The organism is Marinococcus halophilus (genome assembly GCF_900166605.1).
In the GTDB taxonomy this organism is placed as follows: Bacteria; Bacillota; Bacilli; order Bacillales; family Marinococcaceae; genus Marinococcus; species Marinococcus halophilus.
In genome coordinates, this window is sequence record NZ_FVZD01000003.1 from 82202 (window position 1) to 97677 (window position 15476).

General features: G+C 40.8%; 12 protein-coding genes and 1 riboswitch. Of the genes, 7 read left to right on the forward strand and 5 right to left on the reverse strand.

The window, feature by feature from the left end; all coding sequences use genetic code 11:
• Positions 1 to 431 precede the first annotated feature (431 nt).
• Positions 432 to 536, forward strand: a riboswitch (TPP riboswitch).
• A 98-nt stretch (positions 537 to 634) separates the two neighbouring features.
• From B5066_RS00600 to B5066_RS00625, 6 genes are all read left to right on the forward strand, one after another.
• Entirely contained in the window at positions 635 to 1744 is a 1110-nt protein-coding gene (locus B5066_RS00600) for a LuxE/PaaK family acyltransferase (protein ID WP_079474027.1), read from the forward strand.
• Complete coding sequence (locus B5066_RS00605) at positions 1741 to 3189, forward strand: acyl-CoA reductase (RefSeq protein WP_079474028.1); 1449 nt, start codon at positions 1741 to 1743, stop codon at positions 3187 to 3189. Before B5066_RS00600 ends, B5066_RS00605 begins: the two co-directional genes overlap by 4 nt.
• 78 nt (positions 3190 to 3267) lie before the next feature.
• Positions 3268 to 4044: a 3-oxoacyl-ACP reductase gene (locus B5066_RS00610; protein ID WP_079474029.1), complete on the forward strand. Its 777-nt coding sequence runs from the start codon at positions 3268 to 3270 to the stop codon at positions 4042 to 4044.
• Between the two features lie 216 nt (positions 4045 to 4260).
• Positions 4261 to 4422 (forward strand): helix-turn-helix domain-containing protein, encoded by a 162-nt coding sequence (locus B5066_RS17055; RefSeq protein ID WP_079474030.1) that lies wholly within the window; start codon positions 4261 to 4263, stop codon positions 4420 to 4422.
• Positions 4423 to 4694: 272 nt separating this feature from the next.
• Complete coding sequence (locus B5066_RS00620; protein ID WP_079474031.1) at positions 4695 to 5642, forward strand: dihydrodipicolinate synthase family protein; 948 nt, start codon at positions 4695 to 4697, stop codon at positions 5640 to 5642.
• Positions 5643 to 5777: 135 nt separating this feature from the next.
• Positions 5778 to 7052, forward strand: a complete 1275-nt coding sequence (locus B5066_RS00625) for an Nramp family divalent metal transporter (RefSeq protein ID WP_244897313.1) — start codon at positions 5778 to 5780, stop codon at positions 7050 to 7052.
• Between the two features lie 104 nt (positions 7053 to 7156).
• On the opposite strand, the gene B5066_RS00630 is transcribed toward B5066_RS00625, so the two are convergent.
• From B5066_RS00630 to B5066_RS00650, 5 genes are all read right to left on the reverse strand, one after another.
• Positions 7157 to 8161, reverse strand: coding sequence for a LacI family DNA-binding transcriptional regulator (locus B5066_RS00630; RefSeq protein WP_079474033.1), 1005 nt, complete (start codon positions 8159 to 8161; stop codon positions 7157 to 7159).
• Positions 8162 to 8980: 819 nt separating this feature from the next.
• The gene (locus tag B5066_RS00635; RefSeq protein WP_079474034.1) at positions 8981 to 9397 is read right to left on the reverse strand and encodes a type II toxin-antitoxin system death-on-curing family toxin; all 417 of its coding nucleotides are present in this window, start codon (positions 9395 to 9397) and stop codon (positions 8981 to 8983) included.
• A 19-nt stretch (positions 9398 to 9416) separates the two neighbouring features.
• On the reverse strand, positions 9417 to 9683 hold the full coding sequence (locus B5066_RS00640) for an AbrB/MazE/SpoVT family DNA-binding domain-containing protein (protein WP_079474035.1): 267 nt from the start codon (positions 9681 to 9683) through the stop codon (positions 9417 to 9419).
• A gap of 494 nt (positions 9684 to 10177) precedes the next feature.
• Positions 10178 to 12727: a DEAD/DEAH box helicase gene (locus B5066_RS00645; RefSeq protein ID WP_079474036.1), complete on the reverse strand. Its 2550-nt coding sequence runs from the start codon at positions 12725 to 12727 to the stop codon at positions 10178 to 10180.
• Positions 12728 to 12999: 272 nt separating this feature from the next.
• Positions 13000 to 13893, reverse strand: coding sequence for a PDDEXK-like family protein (locus B5066_RS00650; protein WP_244897314.1), 894 nt, complete (start codon positions 13891 to 13893; stop codon positions 13000 to 13002).
• Between the two features lie 247 nt (positions 13894 to 14140).
• On the opposite strand from B5066_RS00650, the gene B5066_RS00655 reads away from it, so the two are divergent.
• Positions 14141 to 15316 carry an IS701 family transposase gene (locus B5066_RS00655; RefSeq protein ID WP_079474038.1) on the forward strand — a complete coding sequence of 392 codons (1176 nt, stop codon included), beginning with the start codon at positions 14141 to 14143 and terminating at the stop codon, positions 15314 to 15316.
• The last annotated feature ends 160 nt before the right edge of the window (positions 15317 to 15476 follow it).

A 15476-nucleotide genomic window follows, 5' to 3' on the forward strand; every position in this document is an offset into this window, starting at 1 on the left:
ATAGCTGGTCTCCTGCTCTATTGTTGCAAAGGAACTGCTCCCTCTTTCTTCTGTTTAGAGCTGAAAGTAAACTGTTAAGGCTTGTCGTGCTGCAAGGGAAAAACTAGCAAAGGGCTATTTCGACAAAAAGCGAATATCAAGCGCGAAACCATTGTTCTTCCATAAAAGACGAATGCTTTAACTATTTATCGGTAGTTTCGGAGAGATTCGAGAGTTTTTCCACCATGAGGGCTTTATATTATTGGTAGGTTTTCACCCCCATTTAACGGTACGGTAAGGGTAATAAGGTTCTTGGGGTGTTTAGGGTTCATCAGGCAGTATTTGAAGAAATTATTTATAAGATACTGCGATTTTTAAAGTATATTATAATGTCCCAGGAAAATTGACAATGTATATCTGCATGTTAAGATAAGTGAAAGTTTAATCACATATTGTTCCACTAGGGGAGCCATCTGACGGCTGAGAAAAAAGATCCTTTTAAACCCTTGGAACCTGATCTGCGTACAAGCAGCGGAGGGAAGTGGAGTTGTTCAGAGGCATACGTGTATGTTTATCCGACGACCACTCTCAAGATTCGAGGGTGGTCTTTTTGTGGTTTCAAGCATTATTGGTGCGATAAAAGGAGGCGTTGATCATGGCATTGACCTATAACGAGCTCAAACGAAACATCGAACACTTGATTCACCAAGAAAGTTTTTCTAATGAAGCATTTACCATAGCTGCAAAAGAGCTGTTTTCGTTTCAATATCAACACAATCAAGCTTATCGGACATTTTGTCGTAAGCGTCATTTTCACCCTAAATCGATCGAACATTTCAAAGAGATCCCCCCTGTACCGATCCAGGCGTTTAAGGAAGCAGCATTAACCTGTTCCACCGAAAACGAAATAGAAAGAGTTTTCATGACGAGTGGGACTACTAACCCTCATAAGCGCGGGAAAAATGCTCATAGAGATCTCGATATTTATGATTTGTCTTCGAAGAAATACTTTAAAGAAACCATGATGCCGGATGAGCATCAAATGAAAATGATTGTCTTGTTTCCTTCAGAAAAAGAATGGCCGAATTCATCACTTGCTCATTATCTTCAAATTATTAAAGAAGCATTTGGAAATACACAAAGCGAGCATGTGGTATGGGAAGGAAAATTCGATCATAAAAGGTTACTTTGCTTGCTGCAAGAGGCAGAAACGAAAAATGAACCCGTTTTTGTTCTTGGAGCGACTACTTACTTTCTGTCCTTTTTAGAGCGGTGTAACGCAAGCCACCTTTCCTTTCATCTTCCAAAGGGCAGTCGAATCATGGACACAGGAGGAATGAAAAGCTCGCCGAATAGGATGGATATTTCGGATGTTAAACAGCAGCTAAGTCAATTATTTGGTCTTTCACCAGAGGTTTGCGGGAACATGTACGGAATGACAGAATTAAGCTCCCAGATTTACGACCCATTGTTCGACGCTAAAGGTAAAAAGGGATGGAAAAAGACTCCACCCTGGCTAAAAACCATTGTGGTAGATCCAGAAACAAAGATTGAAAAACGAAAAGGAGAGCCAGGGGTTATTGTTCATTATGACCTTGCCAACATTAATTCTGTCATGGCTATCATGACCGAAGATACAGGGATCAAGGGAGAAAATGAGCACAGCTTTTATTTTTTGGGTAGAGTCGAAGGAGCAGAAGCTAAAGGCTGTTCGCTAGCTATTGAAGAATTTTTAACAGCTTATCAAGGAGACTTTCACTCATGAGTGTGCTATATAAAGCCGGTTTTATCCCCGACCATATGAATGGGGAGCTGACATATTCGAGATGGACGTTTAAAAATCACGGCAAAACCGCTCAAGTGGATGTTCCTGTACTCAAAGCTTCCCAAACTACTAGGCTTGGTACTTCACTTAAAAAGCAGCAGCAATCATTTAGCAGCCACCATCGAGTAGACGAAATTGTTAATGTGCTTGATCAAGTAGTGCAGAAATGGCTTGATCCAGCTGACAAGTTTCGTCGGATAGCCGAAGAGGCACTTCCGGTCATTACGGGGTATGATCAAAACATGATCCGTTTATTTTTGTCCCGTTACTTACGCCGGTTCCGAAAAGAAAATCTGCAGCGATTTCTAGAAGAAGATTTTTCGAACCCTTTAGTACTCGATGAATTCCGTCCACGAAAAAGCGGAGGCCTGACCCGAGCTTACGGCGCAGAACTGCTGACGTATATTTTTTCCGGCAATGTTCCCGGCGTGCCTCTCTGGAGCCTAATCGCCGGAATGTTAGTAAAGTCAGCCTCGATTGGAAAATTTTCTTCTGCCGAACCCCTTTTTCCCAGTTTATTTGCTCAGTCTATTCAAGAAGTGTCCCCCGAATTGGCAGAAAACCTGGCCATCGTTTGGTGGAAAGGAGGAGATTCTACTGTAGAAGAGAGCGTTTTTCATCAATCTCAAGTCGTTGTCGCTTATGGGAATGAACAAACCATGAACAACATTTCAGGCAGAGTCCCTCCTCAAACTTCTTTTCTGCCACACGGTCCAAAGGTAAGTCTAGGCGTAGTAACCAAAGAAGGCGTAAGCAACTCCTTAGCCTGGGCAAGCGCTAAGCGGGCAGCTACGGACGTCTCCTGGTTTGATCAACAAGGTTGTTTGTCACCACACGTGCTATATGTAGAACATGGAGGGGATTACTCGCCAAAAGAATTCACCTCCCTTCTTGCCCAGGAGATGAAAAATTTCCAAAGCAAAATGCCACGAGCAGAAACCTCCGTGGCTGAAACAAATGCGATATTAAAGGTAAGGACAGAAGCGGAATTTAAAGCTGACACTGATGTGCTAAGCAGTACGGATAGTACCGCGTGGACTGTTGTTTGGCAAGAGCAGCAATCACGCTTCCCGCTTTCCCCCCTCAACCGACTCATTACGGTCATTCCTATCTATGACTTGGAAGAATTAAAAGAAAAAACGGTTCCCATTCAGCCTTATGTTCAGACCGCGGGCATTGTTTGCCCTCCTCAACGATTCCAATCCCTGATTAATTTGTTAGGAGAATGCGGGATGACCCGAATTAGCTTTTTGGGAGAAATGACTTTGCCTGAACCAGGATGGCATCATGATGGGCGACCAAACCTTGGCGACCTTGTCTATTGGTGTGATGTGGAGTCGTCTGTCGAACATTTGATGGAAGCTTTTGACCCCAAACGGGACTAACACCACAGACGTACCAATAACCCTGTTCAGAAAAAGTGCGATAAATCACGTATAAAAAAAGAAGGAGCGTATCTAACAATGGAAGGATTATTAAAAGGAAAGATTGCCCTGGTGACTGGATCCAGTCGAGGTATTGGTGCTGCTATTGCTGAAAGCTTTGCCAAAGCTGGGGCTCACGTTATTGTTAACTATGTTCGAAGTGAACAGAAGGCGCGAGCGCTGGCAGATCAATTAATGGAGGCTTACGATGTTGAGGCATTACCTATTCAAGCTGACGTTACGGAGGAGCAGGATGTCCAACACATGATAGACCAAATCCTCAAAGAATTCGATACCTTAGACGTTGTTGTAAATAACGCCTTATTTGATTATAGCTTTGATCCTGAAGCGCGAAAAAAAGCCTGGGACATCGATTGGGAGGATTATCAGCGACAACTGGACGGGTCGTTAAAAGGGAGCTTCCATGTATGTAAATATGCCATGCCGATCATGAAAGCTAATACTACGGGAAAAATTATTAATATCACCACGAACCTCCTTTATCAACCAGTGGTCCCCTATCATGATTATAATACGGCCAAAGGAGCTTTGCTTTCTTATTCGCACAACCTCGCTGCAGAACTTGGCCCTTTCGGCATTACGGTCAATTGTGTGGCCCCTGGGCTCGTCTACCCTACCGATGCGAGCCAAAAAACAAAGGAGGAGATCAGGGACGCCATCATCGCTCAGACCCCGCTTCGCCGGATTGCGAAACCCGAAGATGTAACCGGAAGCGTGTTATACCTGGCTAGCAGTTTAGCGGATTTTGTTACTGGTCAAACAATTGTCGTAGACGGAGGGTTGAACATGAAATAGTTTTTGGAAATCTAGCTTCAACCTCCCATGAAATCCTTCAAGCACTATTCCACCTATGTACTTTCTTAGATCAAAAATATAATCTGCAGCTACTCTCTGTAAGATCGATATCTTTTACGCTGGAAAAATTACATTTGTATTTTTGTCGATCTTTAAGTAAAGTTTTTTCTATCCAAAGCTTACTAAGTTGTTTAGCAAGGTCTTTCCCAACAAGAGTTGGCAAATGCAATTGGAAAATCAAAATCCACGATTGGACGTATTGAAGCGGGAATCACGGTACCTCGAGTGGCCACACTCCTAGCCATTGCCCAAGTACTTCATATTGTCTTTTCGCTTGGTGAAGCGTCTACAGACAACAATGACAAAGTTTCATTATAAGTAACAAGAGACCGAGCATGATATCGAAACCTTCATGCTCGGTCTTTGCATGTATTAAAATGGGTTTCATTTGTCAGAATTAATGTTATAAAGAACAGCTAAAAATCCACTAACGAAAGTGCTTTCGGGGAAAACATGCCTCTAGGCGTTCTCAGACGAGGAAAAATCTCAAAAATAAATTTTTAGAATTCTTTGACATGTAAACGTTTACGTGATACATTTGTCAACGTAAACGTTTACTATAAATAAATTCATCCAAGGAGGAAGCAAACATGAAAAACAAAGTAAAATGGAGTGGCGTATTCCCGGCGGTATTGATTCCTTTTAACGAAGACGATTCGATTGATGAACAAGGATTTCGGTCATTGGTACGCTGGGTTGCTGGCCATGACGGTGTGAACGGCATTGTGGTCAATGGGCATACGGGAGAAATCATGACCTTGCTTCCCGAAGAACGAGCCGAAGCAGTACGAATCGCAGCGGATGAACTACAAGGCGAGGTCCCTATCATTTCTGGTATTTCCGCCGAAGGAACGACCGAAGCCATTCAACATGCCCAAGCTGTAGAAGCAGCGGGCGGCGAAGGAATTCTGCTTATGCCTCCCCATTCCTGGTTACGGTTTGGCATGCAGCCGGCATCTACGGTGCAATATTTTAAAGACGTGGCAGAGGCCATCAATATCTCGATCGTGGTTCACCAGTACCCAACATGGACGAAATCGTCCTATTCGACCAGCCAACTTTTAGAAATGGCGAAAATCCCGAATGTTGTGTCCTTTAAACTGGGGGAACGCGACATTGCGCAATACGAAGTGGATGTCCGGGCCCTCAAACAAGAAGCACCGGATGTATCATTATTAACGTGTCATGATGAATATTTGCTTCCGACCCTTGTTCAGGGCATTGACGGAGCACTTGTTGGATTTGGGTGTTTTGTGCCAGATTTGATTTCTGAGCTCGTTAAATGCGTGAAAAATCAAGATCTTGCCGCTGCCCAACAGGTATATGACCGTATTTTTGACTTAAAACAGGCTGTCTACAAAATGGATGAGCCCTCGTCGACCTCCCATCTGCGCATGAAAGAAGCAATGTATCAGCGTGGATTAATCAGCAGCCGTCAGGCGAGACGCCCGGTGCTGCCATTATCTGAAGAAGAACGAGAAGAAATTCGTCAAGGCTTACTAAGCGTCGGATTGCTCAAAGATGAAGCAAAAGCATAAGTTTTTTGAAAGCGCTTTGATGTAAAATAGACTCAACGGCTATAGAAGGGAGACTCCTCCCTTTGGCCGTTGATGTGTATGATGAATCTAGAAACAATCAGTCCTAGCGCTGGAAAGCGCAAAGGAGGGGGCAACATGGGAAAACAAGAAGCGGAAGCGAAGGAAATGGTGAGCGACAGTCCAACCAAGCGGCTTCCCTTTACGCAATTATTAAAGCGTATTGGGCCAGGGATTGTTTTGACAGGAGTAGTCATGGGGCCAGGCGTTATTACGACGGCTTCGATGCTCGGGGCATCATATGGATATTCTCTGTTGTGGTTATTTTTTCCGATCGCCTTTATGGCGATCACGTTTTTACTGGCCACGTACCGAATTACCTTGCTGACGGGGATGCCGTCGATCCATGCGATTCGCCATTATTATGGCAAAGTAGGGGCAGCCGTTGTAGGGATCGCTGCGTTTCTGTCTTGTGTATTTTTTACCATTGGAAATATTTCCGGAACCGGAACGGGCATGAATTTAGTATTCGGTATCAATTGGAAATTCGGTGCTTTGATCATGCTGTGTATCCTGGTGTACGTTTATTTTGCAAAAGGGGTCTACTCGAAAGTCGAAAAAGGCGCGATGCTATGTATCTTAGGGATGATCATCGCCTTTTATGCCACGTTATTTAGTACAGGCGGACCAAGTGTGGCCCAAACAGCAGAAGGGTTAACGCATTGGTATTTCCCAGCGGGAAGTTTTGCCTTAGCGTTAGGATTTATTAGTACGCATGCTTCAATCACCACCGGCCTGTACGGCACGTATTTAAGCAAAGAGAAAAAGTGGAAGAAGGAAGATTTGTTCAATGGAGCTATGCTAGCCGATTCGATTGCACACGTACTGGGCGTTGTTTTAGTTAGTGGAGCGATTGTTCTGGTGGGAGCGATCGTGATGAACCCTCAAAATGTGCTCATCGAATCCCCAAAGCAGATGGCAGACATGCTTGTTCCCTTTATGGGAGGTGCCGCAGGCGTCGTCATGGGCATTGCTTTATTAGCCGCAGCTTTTTCCTCCCTGTTAGGCAATACGCATCGTTCAGTGGTTTTGTTGAATGCAGGATTCAATAAACCAACCGCGTTGGAAGATAAGAGCATTAAATGGGGCTCGTTAGGTGTATTGGCTGTCTCCGCAGCGGTGAGTTTTAGTTATGGAGGTTCCCCGGTTCAACTCATTTATTTAGCAAACATTGCTACGGCGGTAGCAGCACCGGTGGCTGGTTTCTTTATCTGTTTGATGTTATTTCGAAAAGATGTCAATCAGGGCATGAAGCAGCCGAGAATTCTCCAGGCGTGTATGGTTATTAGTTATTTGTTTGGCTTAGCACTAATTGGAAAAGTCATTGTCGATCTTGTAGGGATGTGGAGTTAAAAAATAACCAGAGCTTTCACGCTTCTTGGTTTCCCCATGATGCTTTATGTTTTTTGTAAGCGATAACAATAAAGCAAGCCACGATCCGAGGATCATGGCTTGCTTTATTGTTCTAACTGCCGTGTTGTTTCGCGATCAATGTAAGTCATAGGAAAGACAAGGTCTTGCGCTTCTAGGCGATTCCCAGCTAGCAAATCAATGAGCATCCGCGTGGCTTCCTGGCCGATGCCGGGGAGGTCCACTTGCACAGAAGACAAGGCAGGTGTTAACAGGGAAGCAATAGGCACATCATCAGCACCGATGACCGATAAGTCCTCCGGAATCGAAAGCCCCATGGTTGTCGCTATACGCATGGTCCCGATGGCCAGGTAATCGGAAGCACAGACAATACCGGTCATGGTGGGCCGGGAACGTAAAAAAGTAGAAATACTGCTGTCAGAGTCGTTGACATCAAATTCGTTTAGTTCCAGCATATCATTGCTTCCTGAATCTAAATCAAGTCGCTCTACGGCTTGATGATAGCCTTCCCAGCATTTCACGCTGTGCATCGAACTCATGGGTCCATTGATCAAACCAATGTGTCGGTGTCCGCGTTCGTACAGAGCCTGCACGGCTTGATCCATGCCATCAGTGTCATCCGGACGGACGCAGGGAAAAGGGGACTCATCAATGTAACTGCCAATGACGACGGTAGGAAGGCCGAGGGTTTCCAACCATTCCAAGCGAAACTCTTCACTCCGGGGTGAAAACAAGATAATCCCGTCCACGGATTGGTTTTCGAGTAATTTCTTTTGTTGGGCCGAGGTAAACGACATCACGATATTGTAATCGGATTGGTCAATGCCCTTCGCAATCCCATCAATGACTGTCGAAAAAAAAGGATTATTTAAGGTGAAAGATCCCCGGGGAACGATAATCGCTATATTGCCCGTCTGTTGCTTGACCAGGCCCCGTGCGCCTAAGTTTGGGCGATAATCCATATCTTCCATGATTTTGCGTATGCGGGCTTCGGTGGCTGCCCCTACCCCTGGTTTGCCACTAATCACTCGTGATACTGACGCTGTTGATACTCCTGCTTGGCGTGCCACATCTTTAATACTGACCGTCACAATGTTAACCTCCACTAATTATCACTAAGTACTTTCATTATAATAGTAGATTGGTGGAATGCACAAAGTAAAAGACATCTCCATTGAGAAGGCAAACCATGTTCCTTCGTTTGGTTATTGTTAACACAATCTATCTTATCGGAAGTTAATATTTCATATCTCAATGTAATAAGTAGTCTTACTGTTTTGAGACAATAAAAAATTTTAAAAGTATTTTATCGGGTCGATCTTCACATTATAGTCTGAGCTTTGTTCTTAACAACTTACCTTTTAGGCATTCAAACTATTATGATACAATAATTATATAAAAGTTCATTGCCATTTTAGCAACAAAAAGAGTGCCCAGATGTCGTCAGCATCTGAGTGCTCTTTTTGTTGCTATCACGCTAGTTATTGCATTTCTTGCGTATTTGCTTCAGCAGCAGATACGCAAATACAATGCGTGGCACGATACACGTGAAAGAAAAAAGAAATTTCATCAATGAAAGTTTGATTTCCATTTTAATATTTCTCTTCTTACTCATTTCGTCAGAATATAAACAGATATTCGCATTATTTAAGTATTAAGTTTACTGAAACATTTAAGTTTAAGTAAACTTAAATGTAAAGTTTGAAATATTTCAAGCTTCTTTTTAACCTATGTATAGAAAGCTGAGATTTGTATTTAGAAGACTACTACCCAAAGTTTTATTTCTAAATGCAACACAGCTCGATTCTCGGCGAAAAAATCACACCAAAAAAGCTCAAAATTATTAATTTTGAGCGAAAAATATATTGAAGCTCTGCTTTCTCTATTGGCCGTCTTTTTAAAAAAAGATATCATTCAACAGGTTGAATATATTCCCCAATTTCTTCTATTATATGGTGAATACAATCATTCTCTTTGAATTTATCATCATATGCTAAATAAACGGTGAAATCTTCTGCTTGCTTGGAGGTAAGTGTAAGCTTGTAGCCATTAAGGGTTAAAAAGGAATCGAAAACTGTTAAAGCCGTTCGTTTATTTCCATTTCGGAAAATGTGCCCGCCTCTAGCAATAGAATGATAATAACAGCAAGCTTTCTCGGGAATAGAAGGATACATTTCTTCACCGTATAGTTCTGTTTTTGGTCGATGCAGCATCGTTTGGAAGCTCTCGTATTGTTTAACCCCCGCTTGATCGCTGTCGTTATACATTTCCATGACAGTATAATGAATAAAGAGAATTTCCTGTTCGGAAAAGTAAAATACCTCCATTAACTAATACCTCCAAGAATCATCGGTCTTTTAAGTTTCGAAGAGCATCGTCATATTTATCTACGGCACGATTCATTGCTTTTAATACGTCTGGACGCACGCCTTCCGGTAAAGAACGATTCGCTTTTTTCATAATAATTTCCCCAGTTTCTTCATTATAATAGACATTAAGTTCATCACCCTTAGCCAACTCTAACCGATCAGCAATAGCTTTAGGTATCCCAGCTGAAAGACTATTTCCTGATTGGTTCAATCGACGGGTGTATCTTTTCTCTGCCTGCGCCATCTTAGACGCCTCCTTTCATATTTCACATCTGAAAAAGTTGTCTGTTTATCATTCTGTTAAAGTAAATATTATAAGTATAGTATATACAATACTTACTACTAATACAATTCTTGAAAATTCAACGAACTAATTATTAATTTCACATACCATATTATTTTATAGATTAATTATTATTATTAAAGGAATACATACAGTTGCACTTTTTAAAGAAAATCAGCCAGATTTAGAAACTGATAATTAACCTAAGGAAATGTTGTATTTCCTTAGAATTATTAAAATGAATCCATAGTCTTCACCCACTCTTGTACAAAAGCAATTTTTTGCTCTAGGAAGTTCTCTACAACTAAAACGATTTTAATTTTCGATAGTATAATAATTTTATTTTTAAATTATAGTAATTGAAATTTTAATTAAAAAATAAAAAGATGGATAACTATGATAGATAACCATCTTTTGAGATATTAAGCCACTTTATTAATTTTTGAACACGTTATTTATCTTAATCTACGAGTATAGGCGCCTAATATATTCTCATGATTCAGCTTATTTTCACTTAATAATTGACGAATTTCTTCTACAGTCCAAGACTCCGGTTTTTTTTGCGAAAAAGAAGTTGCTAAGTTGTTTAAGGCTTGCTTGAATCTATTTAATGATTCTTGATCCATAACTTTAGTATTTTCCGGTGGATGTGAATTTTCAAAACTTATAGAAGATTTGTGTAAAATAATTGGTGTAAAGTTTAATTCTCCATATTTATCTTTATGCCATTGTATGGAATGTAAAAGTTGCGCTATATGCTCTCTAGACACCTTTTCGTTAGTTCCATTATTTTTCGCTTCAATAATAATATTATCTCCGTTTTCAAATCTCCAAAGATTGTCTGGTCCATCTCCATAGTCATATTCCGGCCTTTGTGAAGCGAATCCCAAAAATTCTCCTAATTTATGAACATTGTCTTCGAACTTATTATGATCTAAATTCGGTGAATAAATTAAATTATCAATTAAATCATCTATAGCTATTTTTATGTCGTTAGAATTGGAATATGCATTTTTCCATCGATAAAGAATTTCTGCTTGATTACCTTTAGTTTTAGTTTTTTTCGAATAAGTATTCACTTGCGGAATAAGAGCTCTAGAAGATAATTCTTTAGCCTTTACTTGCATGTCAGCAGCTTTAGTTTGATCAACTTCGTTCAAAATATGTGCCCCTATCTGCATATACCAAGCCTTATCATTATCATTTAGCCTACCACTATATTCACTTATCATCCTTGACATCATAGAACTTGCTTCTATATAGTTTCGTTTTTTATACGCTTCTAAAGCCTGTCTTTCTGTTTCAGCTATTTCAAGTAAATCCGTTTCTGATTTGCTTTCACTTTCATTAATAGCTTGAAGCATCATTTCTTTATGAAATTGACGCCACTCGGAATCTCTCTTTAAACAGGCGTCAACTGCTGAGCGAATTTCTTCCATGGTGCTATCAATACTTTCTAGTGACTCTTCATCAAATAATTCTAGTCCAAAATCGATTTGTTTTTTTGTAGATGATGTAAAAAACTCTCTATTTTTATCTATACCTAAAAAATTCAATAATTGTGAATCTAAAATAAATATGCTGCAATAATCACTCCCCGAACGTACCGCTCGCCCTAACCCTTGTTCAATGGTTTGAGCAATTTGAGCATTAACAAACGGAGACCCCTCTCTTACCATTGTCATGTATTGCTCTCGTACACTCTGACTACGGGGTAGTCCATCTAAGACCAAAATTCTACAAGCATCGCCTGCGAGATCAATACCATCATATCTGTTTAAAAACACCATTAAGTTTCCTTTAGTTTGCTTCAATTGCTCAGTTGCCTGTAAGATGTTGTTTTTGTTCACTATAATAGGATTATACTTTTTCCATTCTTCAGCTTTTGCGCTATCAGGTACTATAACTACCACATTATTATCTCTCGAATAATTGAATATTTCTGATCTCATAAAGTCATCATTTAAGTCTGGAAAATGTCTCTTCGGTGCTATAATTAACCTTTCTCCTGTGTCTCCTTGATTTTGGACTTCAATTGGATGCTCTACCGCGTTTTTTTCAATACCTAATTCTTTAATTAATTCAGTATCATTATTGAAAGTAGCGGAAAGTATGAATCTATGTTTCGCTTGAAAAAAGGATGGAATTTTATGCACAGGTAATTGTAATGGTGTGATTTCAATTTTTCTACCACTAATAAAGCATTGTGAATTTAGAAGCTCATCTGCAATCAATCCCCAACTATACCTCACTTCTGAACTATCATCACTATAAAGTTCTTCCAATATTGCACTCACACTATCAATTTGCTGCTGCCACTTCCAGTAAGGTATTAAACGCGTAACTGATCGTTCTCCAGATTTTATTGCGGTCAGTGCTCCTGGGCCTTGTTCTTTTAAAGCATCTTCAAACAAATCAAAAATCTTTTGATAAGCTTGGCTATTATTATCGATTTGAATAGTACATTGTTTTCTAGCCTTTTTTATACATGAATGAGCATCATCAATAACTAAAGAACCAATTTCTTGTATCGGTCGACTCCCAAAACCTTCTACTCCAAATATCGATAACCCGTTAAACATTCTTTCAAAGGTCGTTATAAGTATGGCTTGATTATTCTTAAATTCTAAAGGAAATTCAGCACGTCTACTTCGATCTTGAGTAATAGTTACGACTGGGATGTTATGGATTTTAGCTTGGCTTACCGCTTGTTCTACTAACTGATTATCTGGACATAAATAGACTACTGGGCCATCTTCTTCATGAAGTTTAGACAATAACATTAATTGGCCAACTAATGTTTTCCCAGCGCCGGTATTTAATATGCCAACTATATCTTTCAAATCGCGTTTTTGATGCCAAGTTTGGAGAAATTCATTCTGAATATCGCGTAAGTAGTCATAACCTTCTTGGTGAACTAACGATTTAAAAAGTTCAATTGGGTCTATTATTTTTTTTGTATGATCAGTATGTTCACTTCTGATTTTTCTTTTGAAAATATTCACTTTATCACCTTCATTAAATGACTTTTGAATTCTATTATTGAAGTAAATAATCTTAAAATAAATTTAAACATTGGCAACATAACTACAATTTGAAACTTATGAAATTATAGTTTATAAAAACCAATAACTCCGAATCACAATTGTTCAAAAGTATAATCTACAACCTTTTCAAATTGATTAATATTAGTTGAAAAATAATTATTAAGGTCGTTGATTGCTTTATCATCAATATTAATTAAAAAGGCTGAATGTATGGGATAATTTTGGGCTTTTCAATTCCTTAATCCAGCTTGATTCATATAGTTTTTAAACATCTTTTGTACATTTTTTAAACGGGCTATTTCGTAAGAAGTTAAGTTATTTTGGGGATAATGTGGTTCCGTTTTAATTTGCAGCACAAGAGTGAATGTAAAATTTCGTTTCATTATAAAATTAATGGAGGCGCTGACACCCTTATCAACATTTATCCAATGATCTTTTGTTAACATGATCTGCAACGAAGTTTGGCCTTTTCCTTGAGGTTTAATCTTTTTCATTATCCAAGTATCTTCAAATTGTTTCATTAGTATATTGGAAACTTCATCAAAAAGAGGCTCAAGCCCTCCCTTTAATTCAACAGCCTGAAATTTCTTCAAAGTAGAATGCTCAGTAATTGTTAGGTTTTCTATGGCTAAAACATTCTTATAGTACTTTTCATAGAAGTGTTCCCACCAACTACATAGGATGACATCCTGTTGAATATTCGATGAATGCTTTACCATTATAGAATAGATATCATAGGTATCAATTACTATTAGTTCCCTATGTTCAAGTTCTTCTTTTTTTATAGGAGAAAGATAACCTGTTTTAAAATACACTGGAATTATAACGTTATCGTGATTCTTTTTTTGCAATCGATTAACATAATATTCTAATTGGTTCTTTCTGCTTTCCCCGCTCGATGTTTTATCCTCTATAATAATATAAACATTCGGGCCTTTATAAAGAGTATTTCTTAGATACAATAAGACATCTATATTCGATTGCTGTTGTTGCACTTTTTCTAGTCTTAAATCCTTTATAGAAAAAGAATAATTGCCATCATACTTTTGGAAAATAAGTTCTAAAAAATCTTTTGCTATCGTTTTTCCTAGTTCAGGTGCATTATTATTACGATGCTCCTCCATATGTGAGAATAACCAGCATAAAAAAGCGTCTTGAGACAATTCACTCGTAGCAAATTCAAAGATATTTATGGCATTTTTTCTTTCGCTTTTATGTTCTTCGATATTTCTCTTACCTTTCTCTTTATGATACTTTTATGTTGCGGGTTTATTAACAATTATTTCCATTATCAATCAAAAAGAGACAGAATCCCCGTTGATACGGTACGATGACATCGACCAAAACACCATCGAGAAAGGATTCTGTCTCATGTCTACCGTATCATATTCCTCCTGCATCGCCAACGCCTTTGATCAATGGAACCTCCGGTTCTTTATGTCCGCCCCGGCTGCCCGTCATATGCAAAAGCTGTTGGAAGGCTGGACCCAGGAGCATCGCAACGGGAGCGTGAAGGCCCTTCAAGAAGCCGCCAATCATCACGCCCACCATTCGTCGGTGACCCGGTTTTTTCGAACGTCCCGGGTGGATGACCATGCCTTGGAGCGCAAGCTCCAGCGCTCGGTGCTGCAGCATATCCGGCGGCAGACTACCTCCACCAACCCGGTGCTGATCGCCATCGATGATACCGTCGTTCCTAAATCGAAGCCTTCGTCACAGGCGCACCACCCGATCGACGACGGCGGGTACCATTTTGATCATCAGACCGGCACGACCGTTTACGGGCATCAATGGCTCGCCATCATGGCAGGCACGAACAAGCGCCTGTATCCCTATCATATCGAACGATATGAGAAAGAACACGGACCCAGTAAAATCGACCTGGCCCTTCAGCAGCTTCGCACCATCGACGTGGGCGATGGTGCCGTCTATGTCCTGGCCGACAGCTGGTACGCATCGGAAAAACTGATCCGTGCCGTCCGGGACCGGGGCTGGCATTTTATCGGTGCCATTAAAAGCAACCGGTTGCTCGACACGGCCCCCATGCCGTTACCAGCCAAAGACTGGGCCCAACGGGCCCGGCAGGTGGAAGATCCGGACCTTGTGACCGTCCGGACCACCACCTATGAAATGGTTCGATTTCAGGGCCGGTTGAAAAGCGGCCTCTCGGGCGTGGTCGTTGGTTCCCGGGCTTCTGCTTCCCACGAAGCGTATCGGTTTTTCTTTTCCACCGACCCCTCGATGACCGCGGCGGACGTCTTATCCTGGTATCAGCACCGGTGGGCGATTAAAACCTTTTTCCAGGAAGCCAAGGGCAAGCTGTCGATGGGCGGATACCGGTTGCGGAGCGCCCCGGCCATCCGACGCTACCTGCTTCTCCTCCAAACCGCCTGGCTGCTGCTTGCGTGGGCATTTGCGGGCACCATCAGTGAAGCCTTTCATGCCAGTCACCAGGATCACCGACGGCGAGAGATCGCGGATATTTATCAGCGCGCCCGGGCGGGCGCGACCCTGGAAAGTGTGTATGACGCTTATCGCGTGGCCTGACCCGCAAAGCCATCGGTTGGATGATATTGTCGATGATTTCCAATATTTAAATCCATGACCAACATTTGTTTTCAAAACTGCAACATTAGAGATGATAATTAATATTTCCATTATTTTATTATATATACAAAGAGATTGTCACCTAAATTGTAACTTTTGT